This window comes from Paramicrobacterium fandaimingii (assembly GCF_011751745.2).
Lineage (GTDB): Bacteria > Actinomycetota > Actinomycetes > Actinomycetales > Microbacteriaceae > Paramicrobacterium > Paramicrobacterium fandaimingii.
In genome coordinates this window covers 2,705,132-2,728,999 of record NZ_CP061170.1, presented here as the reverse complement: position 1 = coordinate 2,728,999, position 23,868 = coordinate 2,705,132, and the positions used below count along the sequence as shown (strand labels likewise).

Sequence of the window (23,868 nt, the reverse complement as noted above, 5' to 3'; positions counted from 1 at the left end):
TGGCAGGGCAGTTTGCTCGTGATATGACTTGTCGCGCGAGTTTTGTGATGCAGCGTTAGTGCCGCGTAATCCAGCCCGCATCCCAGGGGAGTCGTGCCACGTCGCCAGCGACAGAGCGGAGCTGCGGTGCTACCCAGTTCTGGAGCACAGCCCGAAAGCAGCGGCGACGCTCTGACATGCTCAGGGGCGCGCGCGCAACGGCTGTCAGCATGAGGGTGATGCTGCGCGAGTAGGGGAACGGCACATTCGGGCGGCTTGGATCGACCCACGCGGCTTCGGAATTTCGGTGCCCCCCGCTGCGGTCGAGATGTTGCCGTATCGAGAGCCGCTTGGCGTCAGTGGAGGAAAGCAGGCAGCGGCCGCGCAGGGCAAGTGAGGCCGGCATGATGAATTCGCCGCCTGTGGACACTGAGACGCCGCCGAACTCTCTCACGACGTTCGTGCGCATTAGACCGAACTGAATCTGCGCGACCTTGCGTCGGAACAAAACGCGAATCCGCTCGTGCGCGGATGATTGACCAAGATCGAGATCGCCGTCTTCGTGTTGCCCGACAATGTTGCTGTTCTCGTCGATGAGGTTCACGCGCGGGTATGCGACAACGGCTGACGGGCCTGCGTCCGAGAGTCGATCAACAGAGTCTTTTATGAGAAGTGGATGTGGCTCGTCATCGTGGTAAGCCCACATGATGAGCGGTGCCGCGGCATCGTTGAGAAGCGCATTGGAGTTACGTGCTCCTCCGATGTTCTGCTCGTTTCGAGTCACTCGAATTCTGCTGTCTGACAGGGCGAATTCTCTCGCAATCTCCTCGGTGCCATCTGACGAAGCGTTATCCCGTATCAGCAGCTCGAAGTCGCCATACTCCTGGTTTTGAATCGCGGTAAGAGATCGGGCGATGTAATCTTCGCCGTTGTATACGGGCATCGCAATCGTGACGGGCGGTAGGGCGGAACTCATGTCAAAATCCTCCGTTGTGGCAGTGCTATCCCGGAACGGGCGAATTCGCGAAGTACATCAGTGCGAAACGCATCCGTGCGTTCGATCAATCGGCTTCTGATTTCGGATCGTGTCTCTGAGCACTGGCTCAGGTATTTGATGATCTGCTCACTTGTGATGGTGTCCGCGTGCAGCGTCAAGTCAGAGAGCCCAAGTTGCTCCATGAGCGCCACATCCTTATCCGCGTGCGCGACGGCAACAACCGGGGTTGCGGCGAGAGCTGATGCGACGAGCGCGTGATAGCGGCTCGCTATGACCACGTCGCATTCGGCAGCGGCGGCGACAAATGCGGAAAGCGGGCCGAATGGGTCCGCGTTGTCGAGTTCGTGCTTCGAAAACGCCGCCGCGTGGTCGTGTACCGTTTTCGCCGGGGCGGTATCAGCGAGGTCTCCAAGCAAAAACTTCACACGTCGGCCACTACGCACAATGTCCCGCGCGGCCTCAGCCAGTGCTGCAAGATATCGTTCCCTAGCCTGCGGGTTCTCCGGCTTATAATCGATGACGGCAAGCCCGATGATTCCGGTTTCGCGTGAGGATGAACGAGTATCAACCGAGCAACTGAAGACAATGTCGGGAACGATGCGCTCGTCGCGTGCTCGGCCCCGAAGCGAAAGCGCCGTCGCGTGGTCGCGAAATGACCTGTAATGGGGAACGCGACCTGCCGCCCGGGCAGTCAGCCGCTGCAACATCGGTAACGCTTGGCTTCCGCCGACCGCAAACCACGCCAGTGGCACTCGTCTCATCCAGCAGGCAATTGAGAGGAGAAGCATCCAGGTCTGGTCGCCGCCTGGGGCTCGCCCCTCGACGCGTTCCAATAGCCCGGTTCCAGGAACGATGACGGCATCAAAACGTGAGACGACCTTGACAAGGTTCCCCAAGTCGTGAAACTTGTTGCGCATTCTCGAGATGACGCCTGGCGAAGCATTCTGGCTGGGCGAACGAATTGGAAGAGCAGGAATCCCTAGTGACGAAGTCGTTTCGGCGGGGTTTGGTGATATAGCCGTGAGTTCGCTGTCGGGAGCGACAGAGCGCACGAGTGCGATCATCGCATGGCCCGACATATCGTTACCCATGTTGCCTATACCGAACTCCCCGAACAATGCGAGACGAACTGTTCTCTCCCGGGGGTAACGCGTGCCATCGCGCCGGTCACGAGCCTGTGGAGGAGCGATCTTGGTCACAGATTTCTCCTATCCAGTGAGTCTGTGTGCTGAGGTGCGCCTTTGGGCCCGCCGTGTAAGTTGGAGTTTGCGGTGTGCATATGGGGTGGTGATCCATGACGGAATACAGCCAGGATGACAACTTCCTTGATCCGTTCTACGTCGCTATCCGCCAGGCTTTGGAGTGACGATAACAAAACCGAGAGATCCTCAGCAATAGATTCTGCCCGCAATTCGCCTTTATGCCCTCGAAGTGGGGGCGATGGGCGCTTTCCGTCGATCTGCAGGGACGTGTCTGGCTTTGGGGCGAGTGCCCCCAGTTGCGGTGACGATGCGGGTTCAGCGTGCCGTTGATGTCGTACGGTTGCACCATGAAGTTCGCATATTGGGAGGATTCCTCAGTTTTTGTCACTGGGCACACGGGATTCAAAGGAGCATGGCTTTGCCTGCTTCTCGCCCGCCTCGGCGCGCGCGTTTACGGGTACGCGCTCCAGGCGCCCGAAAACTTTCTCTTTCAGCGGGCTAACCTCACCTCGGCAATCGAGAATGACGAGCGCGGTGACATCCGAGACGTTGAGCAGCTGGCAGCAAGCATGCAGCGTTCAGGTGCCGAAGTCGTTCTCCATCTGGCGGCGCAATCGGTCGTCCGAGAGTCGTATGCTTCGCCGCGCGAGACCTTCTCGGCAAACGTTGACGGCACGCTCGCCGTGCTCGAGGCTGCCCGCAGCGTCGGCACAGTGCGTCGAGTAGTGGTTGTGACGACTGACAAGGTCTACCGCAACGAGGAGTGGCAGTGGGGTTATAGAGAGATCGACGCTCTCGGCGGAGACGACCCATACAGCGCCAGCAAAGCCGCGGCCGAACTCGCCACGCACTCGTTTGCCGTGTCCTTCCCGCGTGACGACTTCGCGATCGCGACGGCGAGAGCCGGAAACGTCATCGGCGGAGGTGACGCTACACCTGACGCGTTGATTCCGGAACTCTTCAGCGCGTATCGCGGTGGTCGCCCCGCCAGCATCCGGCGGCCAAACGCCACCCGCCCGTGGCAGCACGTTCTCGAACCACTGACCGGATATCTGGCCTTGGCGGAGCATCTCGATGCCTCGCGACACGATTCTGCCTGGAACTTTGGGCCGTCCGCTGAGGATGGGCTTGCAGTTGGCGCCGTGGCCGATGAAATTGCTCGTCTGTGGGGCGACGACGCGCGCTGGATCGCGGATGGCAACGAAGGGCCCCACGAAGCAGGGCTTCTGATGGTCGACTCGACGAAGGCGCGCAACGAGCTCGACTGGGCACCGACGTTGCGGGTGCGGGAGACGCTCGCGTACACGGTCGACTGGGAGAAAGCTGTCGATGCTGGTGCATCGCCGCGGTCAGTTACTGAACGTCAGATCGATGACTATCTGCAGACAGCACGAGAGAGATCTGCTGGTTGACGACGCAACACCCTCACCCCATGAGAATGAAGGAAACCATGAACATCATCGCAACGGACATTGACGGTCTCATCGTGTTCGAGCCGACACCGCACAGGGACGAACGTGGGTACTTCACACGCACCCTCGATGTTTCGATCCTTGCGGACGCGGGAATCGATCCAGCGAGCTTCAAACAGGAGAATCAGTCGCGTTCGTATCAGGGCGTCGTGCGCGGGCTGCACGGCCGCACGGGCGATGGAGAGGCAAAGCTCGTGCGCTGTGCGCACGGAGCGGTTCTCGACATCGCGATCGATGCGCGAGTGGGATCTTCGACATTCGGCCAGGTGCGCACGTTCGTGCTTGACGATCAGGTGCATCGGCAGGTCTACATTCCGCGTGGATTCCTGCATGGCTATCAAGCGCTCACCTCGGTGACCGATTTCTGTTACCGAATTGACGACTTCTATGGTCCGGACGACGACATCACGATCTCCTACGACGACCCCGATCTTGCCGTTGCGTGGCCGGCCCCGATCACCATTGTCAGCGAACGTGACCGCAATGGCATCACGTGGCAGGACTACAAGAAGCTGGTCGGAGCCGTTTAGGCCGGGACGAGAATCTTCATCACGACGGATCGATCTCAGTTGGAATCGGGTCGACGACGACCCATCGTCCACCGTTCTCTTCAACACCTGGCATCGCCGCACGCACCTCCGGAAGCAGATCAGAGATGAAAAGCAGCACGCGGGCGGGCTTCGCGGCAACGAGGTCGCCTGGCGACACGATTGGAATGCGGGAGCCGGGCATCGCGCGTCCATGCTTGGCTGCTGATGCATCCGCGATCATTGTGACGTCGTCGGAGGTGATGCTGGCTGACGAGAGGAGCGCCGCGGTTCGAGAGGCGGCGCCGTAGCCCGCGACAGTGAGCCCATTCGCCGCGGCCTGGTCGAGATACTCGCGGATGGCAGCGACCGATTCGACGAGCGAGGTGTGCAGCGACGTGACAAGACGATCCGGGTCGAGCACACCGAGGGCGGTCTCTTCTGCGATGAGCGCTGTGACCGACGCGGCCTGAGTGTCTCCGCGGCTTCCGCCCTTCTTCGCGAAGGCGAGCATCGTTGTGCCGTGGTTGTAGAGCGAGTACGACCATGCTCCGATGGCGACGAGGCCGATTTCGTCGGCCATGCGGACCAAGGCGGGGGTCGTGTAATAGGCGAAATGACCGTTCTTGAGCGCGTTCCACATTCCCTCGCGTACGATCGCCGACGCATTGTGGATCATAAAGAGCATGACGCCGTCTTCGGCGAGATGTCCGAGACGTTCCAGAAACCCGGCCTTTTGATCCGCTGCGTGCATCATGCCGTGCACGTCAACAATGAGATCGGCCTTGCCCTCAGTTACCTCATCCAGTTCGAATGGCTCGAGCTGCGGCCGCCACGAGCCACCGTGGGGGCTGGGGTAGTGGAGCACGCGGGAATGAGGGCGAATCAACCCGGCAGAGATAGCGTCTGCCACGCACAGGTCGGCTTGCCGCACGAGCGCTGCGGGCTCGACCCCCATGGTCTCTTCTGGGGTCGTTGGGTCTTGCTCGAGCTGCAGCAGGCCACTGGTTGGACTGAACACCATGCGCATGCGGTATCGGGGATCGGGAGCCGCATCCGTTGGTAGAGGAAAGAGATCGGATGCCGGTTGTTCGCCGAGATCGAGCACAACCGCTCCCTCGGCATCACCGGACCAGCGATCGCGCCACGTGGGAATTGGTTCGGGATGCTGGAGAGAAGACATGGCGGGGCTCCATAACGTGAGGGCTGAGATTGTTCACAGCTTAATGAGGGCGCGGTCCGCTGTCGCTTCCCCAGTAGGGGTTACGTGAGCATCTATCAAATTCACCGGTCTTGATAGAAGCACAGGTAGACCGGTAGTTCTCAGCGGCGACGATGCGCGCTCTGCCCGATGGCAAGCATCAGCGAAGGCTGAAGCCGCCGTCGCTCGTGAGCACTTGGCCGACAATCCAGGAGCCCTCCTGCGTGCAGAGCCAGCCGATGAGTTCGGCGGGGTCTTCGGGGTGCCCGAACCGACCGAACGGTGTTTCACGCAGGTAATTCTGCAGCTCATCGAGCGGGCGATCCGTGCTGTCTGGATCCAGGTAGCCTGTGTTGACTGGCCCTGGATTCACGGTGTTGAGCACGATCCCGTGTTCGAGCAGCTCAGCGGCGACAGTCGGGGTCAGGCCAGCAAGCACCGCCTTGCTCGCCGCGTACGCAACCTCGCCGCGCATCGGACCGTGCAGTTGCCCCGACGTCATCCAGAAAACGTGACCGGTGGGGGAGTCGAACGGGCTCGTGCGCGCAGTGCTCTCACCTGGCCGGCGTGACTGATCCGCCCGTGGGCCTGCCTTGTGTCGCGCAAACTCTGCGGTGAGCGCGACAGTCGATCGCGTGTTCGTCTGCCAATGCGCGTCGAGCCGCTCAGGGGTCATATCGAGGATGCTTCCATCGCCGCCGCTCTTCGCGTGATTGCAGACGAGGATGTCGAGAGAGCCCGTGTGGGTGACTGCCGAATCGATGAGCTCGGGAATCAAGCCGCTATCGGTCAAATCGGCGTCATGGTCGGCCAGCGTCGCGTGCCCGACGAGCGAGGATCGGATCCCTGCGCGAACGGCGTCCATGTCGTCGCTGCCCCACGGCTGGTCTTCGTCGTGCCGACGATAGTGCTGAATGACGATATTCGCCCCGAGCGAGGCGAGTTTGCGAGACACAGCGTAGCCGATGCCGCGCCGCCGCGAGACGCCGGTCACCAGAGCGGTCGTGCCGGAAAGCGGCGCCGAAGTGTGGTCCATGGTCAACCTCCGTGAACAGTTTGGCCGGTGTGCGCACACGATGCGAATAGTGGCGTCACGTCAGTGCACGCTCCCTTCCCCGGTCAGTGCTCCCCGGCCGAGGCATGGCAGAGCGTCGATAGTCTGCTCGTCGACGATGTAGGCAGCCAGCTCACGGGATTTCTCATCAGCTTCGTCGTCATCGCCGCGGCGATGGTGGCGCAGTCCACCATCTGGCTTGGGCTCATCATTCTCGGGCCGCTGAGCGCACGCCTCGCGCGAGCTTCGCCGAGTGAATCCCATGTTCGTAACGATTCTGCATGACATGCCGATAGTTGACGGGGGACTCACCATGCGATGCCGGGTGTTGACCGTGTGCGGCGTCGGGCGGGTCAGACGGCGTGAAGGGGAGATCGGGTGGCTAATGGTACGCGGCGGCGCTCGCTGTGGGGCAGGCGGGCGTCGACGAGCATGCTGGCGCGCACGGCGGCGACCAGCCAGGTGGAGCAATGGGCACGAGCTCACACGAGGCCGCATTCGACGAGCGTGACGAGTCTCGATGAAGCGTGGATCTCGTATCTGGACTGGCTCAAGCATCGCCTCAAGGAGGCGCTGCGAACACGTTCCGGCGAGGGAAGTACCGCGCCGAAGCGACGGTGGGCCGCGGAGAGGGCCCGCATGACCGTCGTGGTCATCGAGCGCGCAATGAACAGGCAGCTGTTCGAAGAGCTGATGACGCGGCGGTTCGGAGAACTGCGTAATGGTGGATACCAGCACCTGATGCTGTGGGGACCAGAGCCAAGCACACACGGGCCCGCTTATCAGGCGGCCACTCGACGCAGCAGAAAGCGGTGACGCTGACACAACGCGTGGGCGGTGACAATGGTGGTACTTTAAGCAGTAGAGGGAAAAATGCCGCCGGTTGGCGGGCGCGAACACACGGTCTCAAACGAGTCGTCACTTCTTCATCTGAAGGAGTGCGTCGTCATGACCATAGATTCCCGTCCCGAACTGCCCTCGATTGCGACGAAGCCTCGTAATCTGAGGGACGCCTGGCTCGCCCTCGCTGCGCTGTCTGCGGTGTTCCTTTTCGAAATGCTCGACAATTCGATCGTGAATGTCGCCCTTCCGTCGATCGGCCGCGATCTTCACGCTTCAACCATCGATCTGCAGTGGGTTGCCGGTGCCTACTCGCTTTTCTTCGGCGGCCTGATGCTGCTGTTCGGCTCCGTTGCCGATCGCTTCGGCCGTCGCCGCGTGATGCTGTTCGGCCTGGCGCTGCTGGCACTCGCAAGCGCCACCACTGCGTTGGTGACCACTCCCGCAGAGCTCATCGCCGTGCGGGCCGTCATGGGCATCGCCGCAGCGATGACGACACCGGGTTCGATGGCTCTCGCTTTTCGGCTATTCGACGACGAGGCTCTGAGGATCCGCGCGATGACGGTCATCTCCACGGCCGGTCTCGTCGGCCTGGCAGTCGGACCAACCGCCGGCGGAATGATCCTCGCGGTCGCGCCCTGGCAGATTCTGCTGCTGATCAACGTGCCCATCGCCGTTGTCGCTTTCATCGGCATCCGGGTTGGCATCTCCGTCGAGTCACGCGACGATCTTCACGCAGACCATATCGATCTCGCCGGTGCGGTGCTGGGCACGCTGACCGTCGTCGGCGCCCTGGTGACACCGACCGTCTTCGTCCACGTCACCGGTGCCACGTGGGCGGGGTGGGTCGCCGCGGTGATGACCGTTGCGGGTGGCGTCGCATTCGTCGTGCGCGAGCGAGTCGCGTCGCAGCCCCTGCTCGATCTGCGACTCTTCCTTCGTCCGCTCGTGGCGAGCGGCCTCGCGTACAAAGCAGCATCTGGGCTCGCCGTCGCGGGCCTGTCGTACATGGCGACACTGCAGCTGCAGTTTGCCTGGGGGTGGTCGCCTGCTCTCGCCGCGGTTGGGATGCTGCCGCAGGTCGTCGTTCTCTTGGCTAGTGGCCGGCTTGTCGGCCCGTTCGTGAAGTGGGCAGGGCTCACCCGTGCCGCATGGATGAGCGCGGCCGCTGTCGTTGCCGGGCTCGCGGTCTTCGCCGCGGGGAGCCGATTCGGCTATGCCTTTGTGTTCGTCGCCCTCGTGTTGGTCGCGGCAGGCATGCGAGTTGTCGGCGTCGTCGCAGGCAACAACGTACTCACTGGGCTTCCCGCGAACCGCTCGTCGGTCGGAGCCGCGCTCGTCGACACGTCAAGCGAGCTCGCGAACGGAGTCGGAATCGCGGCGGTCGGCACGATTCTCGCCGCACGTGTCTCCGGGAGCGTCGCAACGACGAGCTGGTCCGCTGTACGACTCGCGGAGTTCCAAGACGCCATTACCATCGCCGGCGTCACCCTCACGGCAGTCGCCACGGTTCTCGTCGGCTTCGGCATCATTCGGTCGAGGCACACATCCGTCGTGCGCCACGCGCGCTGATCATTCGGCGAGGAGGCTGCGTACCGCGTCTTCGAGTGATCGGCGTTGGTCGACGAAATGGCTTTCGCGAAGGTGCCCCCAGAGATTAACCGATACGCGATCTTCGCTGGCCAACCGACGGCAGACGAACCTTTCAGCCTGCACGACGCTCAAACCGCACATCCGGAAGAAGTACTGAAGATCGTTCGTAGACGCCACCCCGTAGGTTTCGACGATGAGTCGCACCCGGGCGCGGATGCGCTGCGTCTGATCGAACGGGTCTTCCGACGCTCCCAACGGGGCCCACATTCGCGTGAGATGTGCGAGGTCGAGCAACGGCTGCGTGGGAGCTGCATGGTCGAAATCGATCAACGCGTACGCGTCACCGTTGCGGAAGACGACATTCTCGGGGCATACGTCATTGTGGCCGATGACCGGGCCGCCATCCGGATGGGCGAATTCTGTGTTCCACGGCAGTTCGGAGTCGCGAAAGTCTCGAGTTGCATCGTGAGTTCGACGGAGAAGCTCAACCGTGGATTGCAGGGCGTGGTCGGCGGTCACCCATTGCGGGAAGGGCGGCGTACCGACTTCGCCCTCGATGAAGGACAATCGCTCCCGACCTGCGTCATCGACTCCCAGGTACTGTGGCGCCGGACAACCGACCACGGCCAGGTGCGACAGCAGCGTCCAGACGGGCGGAGAATGGGCCGAGAGCGGCCGCCGGACCTCATTATCGACACGAACAACCGCGCCCGCGTTGGCGACGCCACCCGCCAACGCCTCCTCTTTCGAGTCGTTTCGGCACTCACCCATCCCGCCACGATAGCGCCGAACGGGACGGGCGCATGTGAAAATGCGGGGTTGGTGCGGAGTGACGAACCGAGGAAAATAAAAGAACCCCCACCATGTAGAAGCTAGGTGAGGGTTCCCGTGGCTCCGACCGGCATCGATCCGGTGACCTTTCGATTTTCAGTCGAACGCTCTACCAACTGAGCTACAGAGCCGATGCGACAAAACATGCCGCATTGAGGAGAAAAACCCCTCCTTTCGAAGGGGTTTTTCACCAGCGACCCTGACCGGACTTGAACCGGCGACCTCCGCCGTGACAGGGCGGCGCGCTAACCAACTGCGCCACAGGGCCAAACTTGATTTCGCTTTTCAATTGTAGAGCACGTTCAGCAGTGCTCGTGACCCCAACGGGATTCGAACCCGTGCTACCGCCGTGAAAGGGCGGCGTCCTAGGCCGCTAAACGATGGGGCCTCAAAACCACTCCGAAGAGTTGCTTTGCCTACCGACGTAAAAGCATATGGGCAACACTGCTGATTCACAAATTTCGCGGCAGCCCGGGCGCGCCGATCTGGCGACGAGCCTCAAATGTCGCGCGATTCGGCCGCTTCGCCGATTAGATTCACGGTGTGAGCGCGTGAGGGGTTCTTGATTTTCTGCGCGCTTTGATGGATTCTTGTGAATAGTGTTAACACTGTTGCGTCTGTTACATATGTGAAAAGGTCGGTGCATCGAATGTCGAAGCGAGAACGTGAGCCCCGTGCGGGCATTTTCTCGCGCCCCGTTGGCGATGACTCGCGGTCGGGGGCAACGCGCCGACAGGTGATTTCGCTTGGCGTCTTCGGTGTGGTCAGCGCCGTTGCCGGTGTGGCGGGCATCGCTCCCGCGTGGGCCGACAAGTACCCGAGCTGGGACGACGTCAAGAAGGCGAAGAACGATCAGTCGGCTAAGGCTAACCAGATCAAGGAAATCAAGAACCTGATCGCCTCCCTCCAACAGCGCGTCGCTGACACGAAGGCCGCGGAAGAGGCAGCGGGGCAGAAGCTTTATGACGCAGGCATTGCTCTCACCGAAGCGATCGAGCGTGCCGCGTCTCTTCAGAAGCAGGCAGACGACAAAGAAGTCGAAGCTGATGCCGCGATCACCAAGGCAGGGCAGCTTGCCGCGCAGCTCTATCGGTCGGGCGGAGACAACGCGAGCCTCGGGCTGATCTTCGACGCGACAGCATCCGGGCCCGACGGCCTCCTCACGGCACTGGGAAGCATGACGAAGCTCGTCGAGCACAACCAGTCGGTGTACCAGAGCGCGCTCACCGCTAAGAACACGGCTCAGTCGCTCAGCGATCAGGCGGTGGTTGCGCGTGACGAGCGTGACCGTCTGCAGAAGGAAGCAGAAGAGGCGTACGAGGCTGCCCAGGCCGCAGCAGAGGCCGCGCAGAACGCGCTGGCCGAGCAAGAGTCAAAGCAGGAGACGCTCAAGGCTCAGCTCGAGGCGCTGCAGGACAAGACGTCAAAGACCATTGAACAGTACAAGAAGGGCGTCGAAGAGCGACGCAAGGCAGCGGAGGCCGCTCGCAAGGCCCGTGAAGCAGCTGCACGCAGGGCTGCAGAACAAGCCGCCAAGAACAACGGCGGCGGTGGCGGTTCCTCTGGCGGTGGCGGCTCATCAGGCGGCGGTGGCGGCGGTGGTGGCGGCTCGTCCACCGGATGGCGTTGGCCAACCGGAAGCCACTACATTTCATCACCGTTCGGCTGGCGATACCACCCCATCTACCATGAGCAGCGATTGCACGAGGGCATCGACATCGGTGCCGGCTATGGGTCGCCGGTCTGGGCCACGCGGGGCGGCACCATCGAGTACGCGGGCTGGTACGGCGGCTACGGAAACTATGTGCTCATCAACCACGGAGGAAACATGTACTCCGGCTATGGGCACATGAGCGCGATTTATCGCCGGGGTGGCTGGGTCAATGCCGGTCAGGCAATTGGCGCGATCGGCAGCACCGGCAGCTCGACGGGAAACCACCTCCACTTTGAGATACGCGCCGGACGCTGGAACCCGGTAAACCCGCTCAACTACATCTGAGGCACGACGGAGCGGCTCGCAGAATTCTCTGCGAGCCGCTCCGCCGTCGTCACCGGCAACTGTGGGATCAGTGACCGCCCTGCTCGGAGAGCTTGGTGAAGCCGTCCTGCACGATGCGCTCGGCCTCAGCCGCGTCGCCCCAGCCGTCGACCTCAACCCACTTGTTCGGCTCGAGGTCTTTGTAGCGCTTGAAGAAGTGCTCGATCTCGTCGCGCTGGTGCTGCGGAACATCGGTGATGTCTTGAATGTGCTGCCAGCGCGGGTCTTTGTGCTGCACGCAGACGACCTTGGCATCTGAGCCGGCCTCGTCGCTCATGTTGAGCACGCCGACCGGTCGCACCTTGACGACGACGCCGGGGAAGAGGGGATACTCCAGCAGCACAAGCGCGTCGACGGGGTCGCCGTCGAGGCCGAGGGTGTTCTCGAAATAGCCGTAGTCCACCGGGTACACGAAGCCCGTGAACAGAACACGGTCAAGATACACACGACCGGTCTCGTGATCGACTTCGTATTTGTTGCGGCTGCCCTTGGGGATCTCTACGACGACGTCGTACTCGGCCATATTCTTTCTCCTTATGATCGTGATGATCCAAAAACCTGAACTAACGTTACTTGATGCCCACTACACGTTCCCACATGCCGAATGACGGTCGCCCGCGTCTCGACGCGGCGACCGCCGCCGTGCGCGTCGGAGTGCGGCGCAGTCTTGCCAGCTGCTCAGACGGGGCGACCGTCTTGGCCTGCGTGAGCGGGGGCGCCGATTCGATGGCGCTCGCGGCTGCACTCGTCTTCGAGGCGGAGTCGCGAAGCATCCAGGTGCATTCGGTCACTGTCGATCACGGGCTGCAGCCCGGTTCGGGCGACGTCGCGGAGCGCACTGCCCAGACCCTCGGCACATGGGGCATCGAGGCACACGTCGAGCAGGTGAGCGTGACGGATGCCGGTGGGCCGGAGGCCGCGGCACGGGATGCGCGCTACCGGGCGATCGATGCCATCGCAGATCGCATTGGAGCCGAGCTTGTGCTGCTCGGGCACACGCTCGATGATCAGGCGGAGAGCGTTCTGCTTGGGCTCGCGCGGGGCTCGGGGGCCGGGAGCCTGAAGGCGATGGCTTCGCTCACCGGACGGTACGCGCGCCCCCTGCTCGGTGTGCGCAGACAGCAGACTCAGGACTCGTGCCGAGAGCGCGGCATCGAGGTGTGGAGCGATCCGCAGAATGAGGATGCCGCGTTTGCTCGCGTGCGCGCGCGCACCGTCGTGCTGCCTGTCTTTGACCACGAGCTCGGCCCGGGCATCGCCGAAGCGCTCGCACGCACAGCCGAGCAGGCGCGTGAAGATGAAGAAGCCTTCGAGCAGATGATCGGGGAATTCATCGAGGAGATCTGCGAACCGGCCGAGGCGGGAATCTCGGTCGAAGCCAGCGCGCTTGCTCACAACCCGGCAGCGCTGCGCAACCGCGTGATCCGGTACGTGGCGAACGCCGAGTTCGGCGTCTCGCTCTCACGCGCCCACACTCTGGCGATCGCTGCGCTCGTCACGGCGTGGCGCGGGCAGGGGCCCATCGACGTACCGGGCATCAGCGTATCGAGACGAGATGACCGCATCGTGTTCACAGCGGCCGAAAAGGCGTGAGCTCCGTCGGGCACGTAGACTCGATCCATGCACGCGAGTGAAATTGAGAGCGACCTCACCAAGGTGCTCATCACAGAAGAGCAGATCGACGCGAAACTTGACGAACTCGCCTCGCACATCGACGCCGACTACGCGGGAAAAGACCTCCTGCTCGTCGGGGTGCTGAAGGGTGCCGTGATGGTGATGGCCGACCTGTCGCGCCATCTCGAGCACAACGTCCAGATGGACTGGATGGCCGTGTCGAGCTACGGGGCGAGCACGAAGTCGAGTGGCGTCGTTCAGATTCGCAAGGATCTCGACACCGACATCGCCGGACGGCACGTTCTCATTGTCGAGGACATCATCGACTCCGGGCTCACGCTGTCGTGGCTGCTTGACAACTTCGCGTCGCGCGGGGCGGCATCGGTCGAGGTGTGCGCGCTGCTGCGCAAGCCGGATGCCGCGAAGGTGACGATCGACTGCAAATATGTGGGATTCGACATCCCGAGCGACTTCGTCGTCGGCTACGGCCTCGACTACGCCGAGCGGTACCGCAATCTTCGAGACGTGGCTGTGCTTGCGCCACACATCTACACAGAGCACTGACCCCACACGGTCGAGGCGAACTGTACGCCCTCGGGGAACACCGAGGCCGCGCACAGCAGCCGCACGTTACGCTAATCCGACGGGGCTGGTCTGCCCCGTTCACCTCACCTGAAAGGTGCTGAGCCTCTCGCTCTTACTCCCATGAACCTGAAGCGCATCTTCAAAGGCCCAATTCCCTACATCCTCATTGCCATCCTGGCGTTCTGGATCGGGTCGAGCCTGCTGAACATCGGTGGCTACAAAGAGATCACGACGCAGCAGGGTCTTGATATTCTGAAGGGCGATACGGTCACTGAGGCCATCATTACGCAAGGCGACAACCGCGTCGACCTCACGCTCAGCAAGGACGCTGGCGACAGCGGAAAAATGGTGCAGTTCTACTTCATCGATGCTCGCGCGGATGCTGTCGTGAAGGCAGTGGACTCGGCTTCACCCAAGAACGGGTTCAACGACGAGGTTCCCCAGGGCAACTGGTGGCTGTCCATGGCCAGCATCCTGCTTCCCCTCCTGCTGATCGGGCTGTTCTTCTGGTTCATGCTCTCGAGTATGCAGGGCGGCGGCGGAAAGGTGATGCAGTTCGGCAAGTCCAAGGCGAAGCTCGTCTCGAAGGAGTCGCCGAAGGTCACGTTCACCGATGTCGCCGGGGCCGAAGAGGCGATTGAAGAACTCGATGAGATTAAGGACTTCCTGAAGGATCCGGCGAAATTCCAAGCGGTCGGCGCCCGCATTCCCAAGGGTGTGCTGCTGTATGGCCCTCCCGGAACCGGTAAGACGCTGCTCGCACGCGCTGTCGCGGGTGAGGCGGAAGTTCCGTTCTATTCGATCTCGGGTTCCGACTTCGTTGAGATGTTCGTCGGCGTCGGCGCCAGCCGCGTTCGCGACCTGTTCCAGCAGGCAAAGGAGAACTCGCCTGCGATCATCTTCGTCGACGAGATCGACGCTGTCGGCCGACACCGTGGAGCGGGCATGGGCGGTGGCCACGATGAGCGTGAGCAGACCCTCAACCAGCTGCTCGTCGAGATGGACGGCTTCGACCCTAAGACGAACGTGATTCTGATCGCGGCGACAAACCGCCCAGATATTCTCGACCCGGCGCTTCTGCGCCCGGGCCGGTTCGACAGGCAGATCGGCGTTGATGCGCCCGACATGAACGGTCGACTGCAGATTCTCGAAGTTCACGGCCGCGGCAAGCCGCTCGCCGAAGGCGTTGACCTTGAGGTCGTCGCGCGCAAGACGCCCGGCTTCACCGGCGCGGACCTCGCGAACGTGCTCAACGAGGCTGCCCTTCTGACGGCGCGCTCCAACGCGCAGCTCATCGACAACCGTGCACTTGACGAGGCGATTGACCGCGTTATTGCCGGACCACAGCGTCGCACCCGCGTGATGAACGAGAAGGAAAAGCTCATCACCGCGTACCACGAGGGTGGTCACGCTCTGGCCGCAGCGGCGATGAACAACACAGACCCGGTGACGAAGATCACCATCCTGCCACGTGGCCGTGCCCTCGGGTACACCATGGTGCTGCCGCTTGAAGACAAGTACTCCGTCACCCGCAACGAGCTTCTCGACCAGCTCACCTATGCCATGGGCGGTCGCGTCGCCGAAGAGATCGTGTTCCATGACCCGACGACGGGTGCCTCGAACGACATCGAGAAGGCGACGGGCATCGCACGCAAGATGGTGACCGAATATGGCATGACGACAGAGGTTGGGCCCATTAAACTCGGGCAGGCCTCAGGCGAGATGTTCCTCGGGCGCGACATGGGCCACCAGCGCGACTACTCTGAGGATCTCGCAGAGCAGGTCGACAAGCAGGTGCGCGAGCTCATTGAGCAGGCACATAACGAGGCGTGGAAGGTCATCAACGCCAACCGCGATGTTCTCGACACGCTCGCCAGCGAGCTGCTCGAGAAGGAGACTCTCGACCACAACCAGCTCGCCGAGATCTTCGCACCGGTGCGCAAGCTCGACCAGCGCCCTGTGTGGCTCTCCAGTGAAGGACGCCCTGTGAGTGATCTGCCCCCCGTCGCGATTCCGAAATCTGCTCCGATAGAACCGGGCGTGACGGACGGCAACGTGACCTCTCACGCGGCTGACGCGGCATCCGATTCCACTGAGTCCACCGAGTCCACTGAGTCCACTGACACTACCGACGCCACTGGCGCCACCGGCAGCACAGGCGCCTCCGACTCTGCAACGTCGGGAACCGACGCCGCAGACTCCGATTCCGATGGCGGCCAAGGCTCGAGTCCGGCAAACGCATAGATCATGACGGGCGTTGATCGGGAGCGCATCGAAGCGGCGACACGGGAGTTGCTTGCGGCTATCGGTGAGCGTACCGATCGGATCGGGCTCGAGAACACTCCGAAGCGCGTTGCCGAGTCGTACGCCGAGTTCTTTCACGGCGTTGGCGAAGATCCGCTCGAATTTCTTGGGGAGGGCATGCCCCTCGAGCCCGGCGACTCGGGCGAGATCGTGATTGTGCGCGACATCGCCTTTCGATCGATGTGCGAGCACCACCTCCTGCCGTTCATCGGCACCGCTCACGTCGCATACGCTCCGGGCGAGCGGGTTGTCGGGCTTGGGCGAATTCCGCGCGTCGTGGAGGTGCTGGCGGCGCGTCCGCAGGTGCAGGAGCGCCTCGGCGAACAGATCGCCGAGGCGCTCAGCACCGGGCTGCAGGCGGCGGGCGTACTCGTGATCATGGATGCCGCGCACTCGTGCGTCACCGCCCGCGGAACGCAGCAGACGCGATCGACGACGGTCACCCTCGCCAGCAGGGGCACGTTTGCCGACCCGGTCGGTCGAGCGGAGGTCGTCGCGTTGATCGCGCGGGGAGACGACGCATGACGCTGATCATGGGAGTTGTGAACGTCACGCCGGACTCCTTCAGCGACGGCGGACGCTTCTTCAGCCACGACGACGCGATCGAGCACGCGCGTGAGCTGTGCCGCGAGGGCGCCGATCTCATTGACGTCGGCGGCGAGTCGACACGCCCCGGTGCCGAGCTCGTCGATCCGGTCGAGGAGCAGCGCCGCGTCATTCCTGTGATCACGGCGCTCGCCGCCGAGGGAATCTCGGTGAGCGTCGACACCATGCATTCCTCGACCGCCGCCGCGAGCGTTGATGCCGGCGCCGAGATCATCAACGACGTCTCGGGCGGGCTCGTCGATCCCGATATGCCGCGGGTTGCCGCCGAGAGCGGCCGCGACTTCGTGGCGATGCACTGGCGCGGGTATCTCACCGATCCCTCGGAGCGCGTGCACTACGACGACGTCGTTTCCGACGTGCACGGTGAGCTCGAGCGGCGCCTCGAGGCGCTGGCACACGCGGGAATCGACCCGGAGCGGCTGATCATCGATCCAGGGCTGGGATTCTCGAAGAACCCCGAGCACAACTGGGCGATCCTCGCGCATCTTGACCGGTTCGAGTCGTTGGCAGGGCGGATGCTGGTCGGAGCCAGCCGCAAGCGGTTTCTGTCGACGGTGTCGCCCGTCGGCGCGCAGCCGGCCGAGCGCGACCCGGCGACGGCGGCCATCAGCATGCTCTGTGCGCAGTCCGGCATCTGGGCGGTTCGCGTGCACAACGTCACGGGAACCCGCACCGCCCTCAACGTGCTCGATGCCGTGAACGCTCATCGCGACACCGAGTGAGGGTGCCCACGTGTCACACCGTCTCACTGTCGTTGGATACCTGGTACAACAAATCTGCCAATTCGATGTGCGATACTCCACAAGAACACGCACGCTCCGCCTGACACGCTAGGTAATCGTGAAGACAACACTGAACGACATCACCCGAATTTCCACGTTCGCCGCGATCATCGCCGTTCTGGGCATCCCCGGGGCGATCAGCCCCTTCGGCATGGCGGTGCCGATTACGCTGCAGACGCTCGGCGTCATGCTCGCGGGGGCTATTCTCGGCTGGTGGCGCGGAGCAGCATCCGTTCTCGTCGTTCTCGTGCTCACGGCAGCCGGTCTTCCGCTGCTGTCGGGCGGGCGCGGAGGAATCGGCGTGTTCTTCGTTCCCTCGTCCGGATACCTGCTGGGCTGGGTGGCCGGCGCTGCCGTCGTCGGTGCGATCGTGCATATCGGGGCGACGCGGCCGGTGTGGTGGCGTGTGGCGCTCGGCGCCGTCGTCGGTGGGCTCCTTGTTGTCTATGCCGTCGGAATTCCGGTGATGGCGGCCATGCTCGGCCTCTCGCTCGCCGATGCGACAATCGCGAACCTTGTGTTCGTCCCGGGCGATGCCGTCAAGGCGGGCCTCACAGTGATGCTCACGCTTGCTGTGTGGAAGGCCTACCCTCGCGCGTTCGTCACGCCGCGTCGCGAGCCGGTGGCGGCGCCGACACCGGCGACAGCGGTTCGATAAGCGGATGCTGCCAGACCACGCGAGCACAGACCACGAGATCGCCCTCGAGCACGTCGTCGTGCGGCATCCGACGGCCGTGGGGTCAGTGACGGCGCTCGACGACGTCTCTCTCACCACGCGCGCGCACAACCTCGCCGTGATCGGGCTGAACGGCTCGGGAAAGTCGACGTTCGCTCGGATGCTCAACGGGCTGCGAACGCCGACGAGCGGGCGGGTGAGCGTCGGCGGACTTGACACGGTGAAAGATGTTCGCGCTCTGCGCACCCGCGTCGGATTCGTCTTCACGAACCCCGATGCCCAGATCGTCATGCCGACGGTCGCCGAAGATCTGGCGTTCTCACTGCGGGGGCGTGGCCTGTCGCGCGGTGAGATCGCCGACCGCGTCATGGCGGTGCTCGCCGAGAACGGTCTCGCCGCGCACGCCGACCTGCCGGCACACGACCTGTCTGGCGGGCAGAAGCAGATGCTGGCGATCCAGGCTGTGCTCGTCGCCGAGCCGTCGATGATCGTCGCGGACGAGCCGACGACGCTGCTCGACGCCCGCAACGCCCGGCGCATCGCCGACCTGCTGCTCGGGCTGCCCCAGCAGTGCGTGATCGTCACCCACGATCTCGACCTCGCCGCACGCTGCGACGAGGCGATCCTGTTCGACGAGGCGCGGCTCATTGCGCAGGGGGCACCAGCGATGGTGATCGAGCGTTACCGCAGCGAGGTGGTGGCCAGACCATGACGATGCTCGGCCAATACCGTGCTCGCGACAGCATCCTGCACCGGCTTCCCGCCGGTGCAAAGTTGATCGGGCTCGTTGTTGCTGTGCTGGTTGTGGCCGTGCCTGCCCCGTCGGCGTGGACTTTCGGCGGCGGTGCCGTGCTTGTCGTCGCCTGCTACTTTGTCGGGCGGCTTGGTCTGCGTGAACTCTGGCGCCAGGTGCTCGCGATCCGCTGGATCATCATGTTCATCGTCGTCGTTCCGCTGATCTTTCTGCCGATTCCGACGGTCGTGGCCACGGCCGCTCGCGTTGTGATCGTGCTGCTGCTCGCCGCGATCGTCAGCCTGACGACGCGCACCACGGAGATTCTCGATGCCGTCGAACACGTACTTCATCCGTTTCGGCGCTATGGCGTCAACCCGGATCGCATCGGGCTGATGCTCGCACTTACCATTCGAACGGTACCCGTCGTTGCGGGGCTCGCCGGTGAGCTGCGCGATGCGCAGAGGGCACGCATGGGACGCCTGAGCGTGAAGGCCTTCGTCGTGCCGCTGCTCGTTCAGTCGCTGCGGCACGCCGACGACACGGCAGACGCTCTCGCCGCCCGAGGGGTCGAGTGAGCGCATGGGGCGTGGCAGAGTGGTACTCGTGAACGACAGCGATCTCGATGCCATCACGCTCACGGGCATCCGTGTGCATGCACACCACGGCGTGTTCGACGTCGAGCGCGAAAGCGGGCAGGAGTTCATCGTCGATGTGACGGTGTTCGCCGACCTCAGCGCTGCCGGAGCGAGTGATGACCTCTCGCGAACCGTGCACTATGGGGAGCTCGCCGAGGCGGTTGCCGCCGCGGTGTCGACGTCGCCCGTCGACCTCATCGAGACGGTCGCCGAACGTGTCGCCCGCACCGCCCTCGACATTGCTGCCGTGCAGAAGGTGCGCGTCACGCTGCACAAGCCCCAGGCTCCCATCGCCGTGCCGTTCGACGATGTCTCGGTGACGATCACGCGAACGACGGAGCGCGCATGATCGTGCGTGATCCCAGCAGTCCACTGCGTTCGACCCCGATCGTGCTTGCTCTCGGGGCGAACCTTGGCGACCGGCGTGCCACGCTCGAGGCGGCTGTCGATGATCTGCGGCGTACGACGGGAATTCTCGTGGATGCTGTCTCCACGCCGATCGAATCGGTGGCTGTGACGCTTGACGGCGCCGACGAGACGGCACCCGGCTACCTCAACGGCGTTGTGCTCGCTCGCACGGTTCTCGACCCGAAGGCGCTCCTCGCCGCAACGAGCCGCATCGAAGACGCGCACGGTCGGGTGCGTGCCGAACGGTGGGGCAGCCGCACGCTCGACATTGACATCATCACGTTCGGAAACGTGCAGAGCGACGACCCCCAGCTCACCCTCCCGCACCCACGAGCGGCAGAGCGCGCGTTTGTGCTTGACCCGTGGCTTGAGGTCGATCCGGATGCCGTGCTGCCCGGACGCGGCCGCGTTGCCGAGCTGCGCCGCGCCCTTGCGAGCGACGCGGGATGAAGCGCACGACGGCTACTCCGCTTGTGAGCCTCTGGGCCATCGGCATCGTCGCGGGGTTTCTCACAGAAATGGCGCTGACCGCGTCGGGAAGCGCGGTGTTTGTTCCACCGCTCTCGCTTGCGCTCACGCTTGTCGTCGTCGGCGGAATCGTCGTTGGCTTCTCCATTCCCATTCGCCGCTCGGTGACGGGCACGTCGAAGCGCCGCGTCGACCCGTTTCAGGCGATGCGCATCGTGTCTCTCGCTCGCGCCTCCAGCTGGTCGGGATCGCTGTTTCTCGGCCTTGCGCTCGGCGCCGGCGCATATATGATCACCCGCACGGTGTGGCCCGGGGTAGCATCGGTGTGGCTCACCGCGGCCATGGCGCTCGGCTCGGCACTGCTCATCGCAGCGGGCTTGGTCGCCGAGCACCTGTGCAGATTGCCGAAAGATGAGGATGATGACCCAGACTCCGCCGAATCCTGAATCACCGCTCAACCCGCTCAACCCGCACGACTCGAACCTCGTCGAACCGCGCCGGGAGGAACGACTGCAGCTCGAGATCAGCGAGTGGATGCGCGTCTCACCCAAATATGTCGTTGTGCAGATCATCGGAACGGTGATCTTCTTCGTCGTGGTGCTCGCGGTGTTCGGCGTTCTCGCGTTCACGGGGCAGACGTGGGCGTGGATTCCGTTCGGTGCTGCTCTGGTCATTGCCATCATCGACCTGGTGATCACTCCACGTCAGGCCAAGGCGATCGGGTATCAGCTGCGCGAAGACGACCTCGTCTTTCGACGCGGCATCATGTGGCAGCGCATCGTCGCCGTTCCGTACGGCCGCATGCAGCTTGTCGACATCACACGGGGCCCTCTCGCACGGTGGCTTGGCCTCGCCGAGGTGAAATTGGTGACCGCGGCTGCGGCCACGGGAGTGTCAATTCCCGGCATCCCGAACGACGAGGCAGAGAAGCTGCGCGACCACCTGGTCGAGGTGGCCGAGACCCGCCGGGCCGGCATATGAGCGACGAGCACAGCGCCACCGAGCACAGCGCCGATGATCCCAGCGCCGTCCGGCAGCATCCGGAAACTGCCGTTGCCGCTGTTGCCCAATCTCTCGCTAACGACACGCTTGCGGACGGCGAGTGGCATCGGCTGCACCCCGCCACCCCATTGCTGCGCGGTGGAATCATTCTGATCGTTGTGCTTGGCTATGTGATCGCCAACATGCGTGAGCGGCTGATCGCGATGTTCGTCGGCAACGACGAGTACTCGCAGTACGGTGGGGACCCGCTCGACTGGATCTTTCGCGAGAACCTCGTTGGCTGGGCGCTCGTCGTCGTCGCCGTTGTGCTCATCGTGCTCATTCTGGGGTTTTACCTCTCGTGGCGCATGCATACCTTTCGGGTGACGCACGAGGCCGTCGAAGTGCGCAGCGGCATTCTGTTTCGCCGCCACCGCCGGGCTGCGCTCGATCGCATTCAGGGAATCAACGTGACGCGCGCGTTCATTCCGCGGCTCGTCGGTGCGGCAAAGCTACAGGTCTCCGTTGCCGGGCAGGGGGCAAGCGTCGAGCTCGCCTACCTCGGCTCGACACGCACCGACGGTCTGCGGCGCGACATTCTGCGTCTCGCATCGGGGGCGAAGGGTGACGTGGCCGCGCCGACGTCGAAGCAGTCGGGCGCCGAAGGCTTCGTCACAGAGCGCGTGAACGAGTTTCTCTCACCAGAGCTCGATCCCGACCTGGCCGAGCCCGAATCGGTTGTGCGCATTCCGCCGATGCGCATCGTCGGCTCTGTCGTGATCAGCGACACGACGGTCTTTCTCATTCTGCTTGTGATCGGGCTCGTGTTCGCCTCCATCTACGGAACCCCGTGGGTGCTCTTCAGTATCGTCCCCGCGCTCATTGGTTTTCTCACCTACTACTGGTCGCGCATCACCAAATCGTTCCGCTATTCGATCGCCGCGACTCAGCACGGCATTCGCGTGGGATTCGGGCTGCTGTCAACGTCGAACGAGACGATTCCACCCGGCCGCCTTCACGGCATCGAGGTGCGTCAACCACTGCTGTGGCGACCGTTCGGGTGGTGGGAGATTCGCATCAACACGGCGGTGCAAGATTCCCCGGGCTCCAATCAGAATCAGGCGCAGCAGCGGGCAACGCTCATGCCCGTCGGCACGATTGACGACGTCGAGCGCGTGCTCGCTCTCGTGCTGCCCGGCATCTCGCCCGAGGAATCGAGCGACCTCGTGCAGCGCGGCCTTCTCGGATCGGGACCCGATGACGATTTCACCACGGCGCCCCGCGCGTCATGGATCTTCAACCCCCTCACCTGGCGGCGAGTTGGTTACGCGCTCATGGGCGACGTGCTCATTACCCGCCAGGGCTTTGCGCACCGACGCCTCGTGATCGTTCCGCTCGCGCGCATTCAGTCGGTGAAGATCACCCAGGGCCCCTGGCAACGCCGTCGCGGGCTCGCCTCGGGTCAGGCGCATACCGTTGCGGGGCCCGTCACCGCCTCGGTGGGACAGCTCTCCCGAGACAGCGCACTCGGCTTCTTCTCGAGCGTGAACGCGGCGGCGACAAACGCGGCGAACTCCGACACGACGCAGCGTTGGGCGGCGGTTCCCGAATGAGCGACCAGCGCGCGGGACGCCTCGGCGTCGGCGTGATCGGCGCGGGGCACGTCGGCCCCGTGCTCGCCTCAGCGCTCGCCGGCGCGGGTCACGCGCTCGTCGGCATCTCTGCGGTGTCGGAGACCAGCCGTGAGCGCGCCGAGACGATGCTTCCCGGCGTTCCCGTTCTCGAGATTCCCGAGATCGTCGAGCGCAGCGAGCTTGTGCTGATCGCGATTCCGGATGCTGAGCTGCCCGCACTCGTGTCGGGCCTCGCCGCAACGGGGACGTGGCGCCCGGGGCAGATCGTCGTGCACACGGCGCCGGGCAACGGGGTGAACGTTCTCGAGCCGGCGCAGCGGGCGGGCAGCATCCCTCTTGCTATTCATCCGGCAATGTCGTTCACGGGAACATCCCTCGACCTGACACGGCTCTCCGAGACGTTCTTCGCCGTGACCGGGCCCTCCCCCGTCCTGCCGATCGGCCAGGCGCTCGTCGTCGAGATGGGCGGCGAGCCCGTCGTGATCGCCGAAGAGGACAGGGCGGCGTATGCCGAGGCGATCGAGACGGCGCGCGTCTTCTCGCGATCGATCGTCGAGCAGGCGTCGGGAATTCTGCAGGGAATCGGCGTCGAGCAGCCGGGGGCATACCTCTCGTCCCTCGTGCGCAGCGCCGTCGAAGACGCCCTGTCCGCCGAGCGCTGACGACGGGCCGCGCCCGCCCAGCATCTGCCGGGTAAACTGGGCT

26 protein-coding genes and 3 tRNA genes are annotated in these 23,868 nt (G+C 63.6%); 20 read left to right on the top strand and 9 right to left on the bottom strand.

The features are described from left to right. Positions 1 to 55 precede the first annotated feature (55 nt). Together HCR84_RS13190 and HCR84_RS13185 are read right to left on the bottom strand one after the other, a co-directional pair. Positions 56 to 955, bottom strand: coding sequence for a glycosyltransferase family 2 protein (locus tag HCR84_RS13190; protein WP_166980312.1), 900 nt, complete (start codon positions 953 to 955; stop codon positions 56 to 58). Continuing rightward, positions 952 to 2,175 carry a polysaccharide pyruvyl transferase family protein gene (locus HCR84_RS13185; protein ID WP_166980314.1) on the bottom strand — a complete coding sequence of 408 codons (1,224 nt, stop codon included), beginning with the start codon at positions 2,173 to 2,175 and terminating at the stop codon, positions 952 to 954. Before HCR84_RS13185 ends, HCR84_RS13190 begins: the two co-directional genes overlap by 4 nt. Before the next feature lie 350 nt (positions 2,176 to 2,525). Between HCR84_RS13185 and rfbG the strand changes: the two genes are divergently transcribed. After that, positions 2,526 to 3,590, top strand: a complete 1,065-nt coding sequence (gene rfbG / locus HCR84_RS13180) for a CDP-glucose 4,6-dehydratase (protein ID WP_166980316.1) — start codon at positions 2,526 to 2,528, stop codon at positions 3,588 to 3,590. Positions 3,591 to 3,610: 20 nt separating this feature from the next. Continuing rightward, positions 3,611 to 4,180, top strand: a complete 570-nt coding sequence (rfbC, locus tag HCR84_RS13175) for a dTDP-4-dehydrorhamnose 3,5-epimerase (protein ID WP_244972485.1) — start codon at positions 3,611 to 3,613, stop codon at positions 4,178 to 4,180. A gap of 19 nt (positions 4,181 to 4,199) precedes the next feature. Here the strand turns inward: rfbC and HCR84_RS13170 are convergent, their stop codons facing one another. Continuing rightward, the gene (locus tag HCR84_RS13170) at positions 4,200 to 5,360 is read right to left on the bottom strand and encodes a class I SAM-dependent methyltransferase (RefSeq protein WP_166980318.1); all 1,161 of its coding nucleotides are present in this window, start codon (positions 5,358 to 5,360) and stop codon (positions 4,200 to 4,202) included. Between the two features lie 178 nt (positions 5,361 to 5,538). After that, on the bottom strand, positions 5,539 to 6,414 hold the full coding sequence (locus tag HCR84_RS13165) for an SDR family oxidoreductase (protein WP_166980320.1): 876 nt from the start codon (positions 6,412 to 6,414) through the stop codon (positions 5,539 to 5,541). Positions 6,415 to 6,477: 63 nt separating this feature from the next. Here HCR84_RS13165 and HCR84_RS13160 point away from each other — a divergent pair, with 63 nt between their 5' ends. The 3 genes from HCR84_RS13160 to HCR84_RS13150 all read left to right on the top strand — a co-directional run bounded on the left by HCR84_RS13160 (position 6,478) and on the right by HCR84_RS13150 (position 8,844). Beyond that, positions 6,478 to 6,717, top strand: a complete 240-nt coding sequence (locus HCR84_RS13160; RefSeq protein WP_166980322.1) for a hypothetical protein — start codon at positions 6,478 to 6,480, stop codon at positions 6,715 to 6,717. Between the two features lie 93 nt (positions 6,718 to 6,810). Beyond that, the gene (locus tag HCR84_RS13155; protein ID WP_166980324.1) at positions 6,811 to 7,248 is read left to right on the top strand and encodes a hypothetical protein; all 438 of its coding nucleotides are present in this window, start codon (positions 6,811 to 6,813) and stop codon (positions 7,246 to 7,248) included. 132 nt (positions 7,249 to 7,380) lie between these two features. Beyond that, complete coding sequence (locus HCR84_RS13150; RefSeq protein ID WP_166980326.1) at positions 7,381 to 8,844, top strand: MFS transporter; 1,464 nt, start codon at positions 7,381 to 7,383, stop codon at positions 8,842 to 8,844. On the opposite strand, the gene HCR84_RS13145 is transcribed toward HCR84_RS13150, so the two are convergent. The 4 genes from HCR84_RS13145 to HCR84_RS13130 all read right to left on the bottom strand — a co-directional run bounded on the left by HCR84_RS13145 (position 8,845) and on the right by HCR84_RS13130 (position 10,084). After that, positions 8,845 to 9,636: a phosphotransferase gene (locus HCR84_RS13145; protein WP_166980328.1), complete on the bottom strand. Its 792-nt coding sequence runs from the start codon at positions 9,634 to 9,636 to the stop codon at positions 8,845 to 8,847. A 118-nt stretch (positions 9,637 to 9,754) separates the two neighbouring features. Then, a tRNA-Phe gene (locus HCR84_RS13140) sits at positions 9,755 to 9,827 on the bottom strand. A 63-nt stretch (positions 9,828 to 9,890) separates the two neighbouring features. After that, positions 9,891 to 9,964: transfer RNA gene (locus HCR84_RS13135), tRNA-Asp, on the bottom strand. 47 nt (positions 9,965 to 10,011) lie between these two features. Next, a tRNA-Glu gene (locus HCR84_RS13130) sits at positions 10,012 to 10,084 on the bottom strand. 261 nt (positions 10,085 to 10,345) lie between these two features. Here HCR84_RS13130 and HCR84_RS13125 point away from each other — a divergent pair. Continuing rightward, positions 10,346 to 11,695: a M23 family metallopeptidase gene (locus HCR84_RS13125; protein ID WP_195706645.1), complete on the top strand. Its 1,350-nt coding sequence runs from the start codon at positions 10,346 to 10,348 to the stop codon at positions 11,693 to 11,695. Between the two features lie 67 nt (positions 11,696 to 11,762). On the opposite strand, the gene ppa is transcribed toward HCR84_RS13125, so the two are convergent. Beyond that, positions 11,763 to 12,257 (bottom strand): inorganic diphosphatase, encoded by a 495-nt coding sequence (ppa, locus tag HCR84_RS13120; protein ID WP_166980330.1) that lies wholly within the window; start codon positions 12,255 to 12,257, stop codon positions 11,763 to 11,765. A 53-nt stretch (positions 12,258 to 12,310) separates the two neighbouring features. Between ppa and tilS the strand changes: the two genes are divergently transcribed. From tilS to HCR84_RS13050, 14 genes are all read left to right on the top strand, one after another. Further along, the gene (gene tilS, locus HCR84_RS13115) at positions 12,311 to 13,327 is read left to right on the top strand and encodes a tRNA lysidine(34) synthetase TilS (RefSeq protein WP_235940687.1); all 1,017 of its coding nucleotides are present in this window, start codon (positions 12,311 to 12,313) and stop codon (positions 13,325 to 13,327) included. Between the two features lie 27 nt (positions 13,328 to 13,354). Then, positions 13,355 to 13,912, top strand: a complete 558-nt coding sequence (gene hpt / locus HCR84_RS13110; protein ID WP_166980332.1) for a hypoxanthine phosphoribosyltransferase — start codon at positions 13,355 to 13,357, stop codon at positions 13,910 to 13,912. A gap of 141 nt (positions 13,913 to 14,053) precedes the next feature. Beyond that, a complete protein-coding gene (gene ftsH, locus HCR84_RS13105; RefSeq protein WP_166980334.1) occupies positions 14,054 to 16,177 on the top strand; it encodes an ATP-dependent zinc metalloprotease FtsH in 2,124 nt (707 codons plus the stop codon). Between the two features lie 3 nt (positions 16,178 to 16,180). After that, the gene (folE, locus tag HCR84_RS13100) at positions 16,181 to 16,762 is read left to right on the top strand and encodes a GTP cyclohydrolase I FolE (protein ID WP_166980336.1); all 582 of its coding nucleotides are present in this window, start codon (positions 16,181 to 16,183) and stop codon (positions 16,760 to 16,762) included. After that, on the top strand, positions 16,759 to 17,565 hold the full coding sequence (folP, locus tag HCR84_RS13095) for a dihydropteroate synthase (RefSeq protein ID WP_166980338.1): 807 nt from the start codon (positions 16,759 to 16,761) through the stop codon (positions 17,563 to 17,565). Before folE ends, folP begins: the two co-directional genes overlap by 4 nt. 118 nt (positions 17,566 to 17,683) lie before the next feature. Further along, positions 17,684 to 18,283 carry a biotin transporter BioY gene (locus tag HCR84_RS13090; RefSeq protein WP_235940686.1) on the top strand — a complete coding sequence of 200 codons (600 nt, stop codon included), beginning with the start codon at positions 17,684 to 17,686 and terminating at the stop codon, positions 18,281 to 18,283. 4 nt (positions 18,284 to 18,287) lie between these two features. Further along, positions 18,288 to 19,013 carry an energy-coupling factor ABC transporter ATP-binding protein gene (locus tag HCR84_RS13085; RefSeq protein ID WP_166980340.1) on the top strand — a complete coding sequence of 242 codons (726 nt, stop codon included), beginning with the start codon at positions 18,288 to 18,290 and terminating at the stop codon, positions 19,011 to 19,013. Beyond that, entirely contained in the window at positions 19,010 to 19,612 is a 603-nt protein-coding gene (locus tag HCR84_RS13080) for an energy-coupling factor transporter transmembrane component T family protein (RefSeq protein ID WP_235940685.1), read from the top strand. Before HCR84_RS13085 ends, HCR84_RS13080 begins: the two co-directional genes overlap by 4 nt. A 28-nt stretch (positions 19,613 to 19,640) precedes the next feature. Continuing rightward, on the top strand, positions 19,641 to 20,021 hold the full coding sequence (gene folB, locus HCR84_RS13075; protein ID WP_235940684.1) for a dihydroneopterin aldolase: 381 nt from the start codon (positions 19,641 to 19,643) through the stop codon (positions 20,019 to 20,021). Beyond that, positions 20,018 to 20,530, top strand: a complete 513-nt coding sequence (gene folK, locus HCR84_RS13070) for a 2-amino-4-hydroxy-6-hydroxymethyldihydropteridine diphosphokinase (RefSeq protein WP_166980344.1) — start codon at positions 20,018 to 20,020, stop codon at positions 20,528 to 20,530. Before folB ends, folK begins: the two co-directional genes overlap by 4 nt. Beyond that, on the top strand, positions 20,527 to 20,994 hold the full coding sequence (locus HCR84_RS13065) for a DUF3180 domain-containing protein (protein WP_166980346.1): 468 nt from the start codon (positions 20,527 to 20,529) through the stop codon (positions 20,992 to 20,994). Before folK ends, HCR84_RS13065 begins: the two co-directional genes overlap by 4 nt. Beyond that, a complete protein-coding gene (locus HCR84_RS13060) occupies positions 20,969 to 21,529 on the top strand; it encodes a PH domain-containing protein (RefSeq protein ID WP_166980348.1) in 561 nt (186 codons plus the stop codon). The genes HCR84_RS13065 and HCR84_RS13060 overlap by 26 nt, the downstream gene beginning before the upstream one ends. Next, positions 21,526 to 23,142, top strand: coding sequence for a PH domain-containing protein (locus HCR84_RS13055; protein WP_166980350.1), 1,617 nt, complete (start codon positions 21,526 to 21,528; stop codon positions 23,140 to 23,142). The genes HCR84_RS13060 and HCR84_RS13055 overlap by 4 nt, the downstream gene beginning before the upstream one ends. Next, complete coding sequence (locus HCR84_RS13050; RefSeq protein WP_166980352.1) at positions 23,139 to 23,825, top strand: Rossmann-like and DUF2520 domain-containing protein; 687 nt, start codon at positions 23,139 to 23,141, stop codon at positions 23,823 to 23,825. The genes HCR84_RS13055 and HCR84_RS13050 overlap by 4 nt, the downstream gene beginning before the upstream one ends. The last annotated feature ends 43 nt before the right edge of the window (positions 23,826 to 23,868 follow it).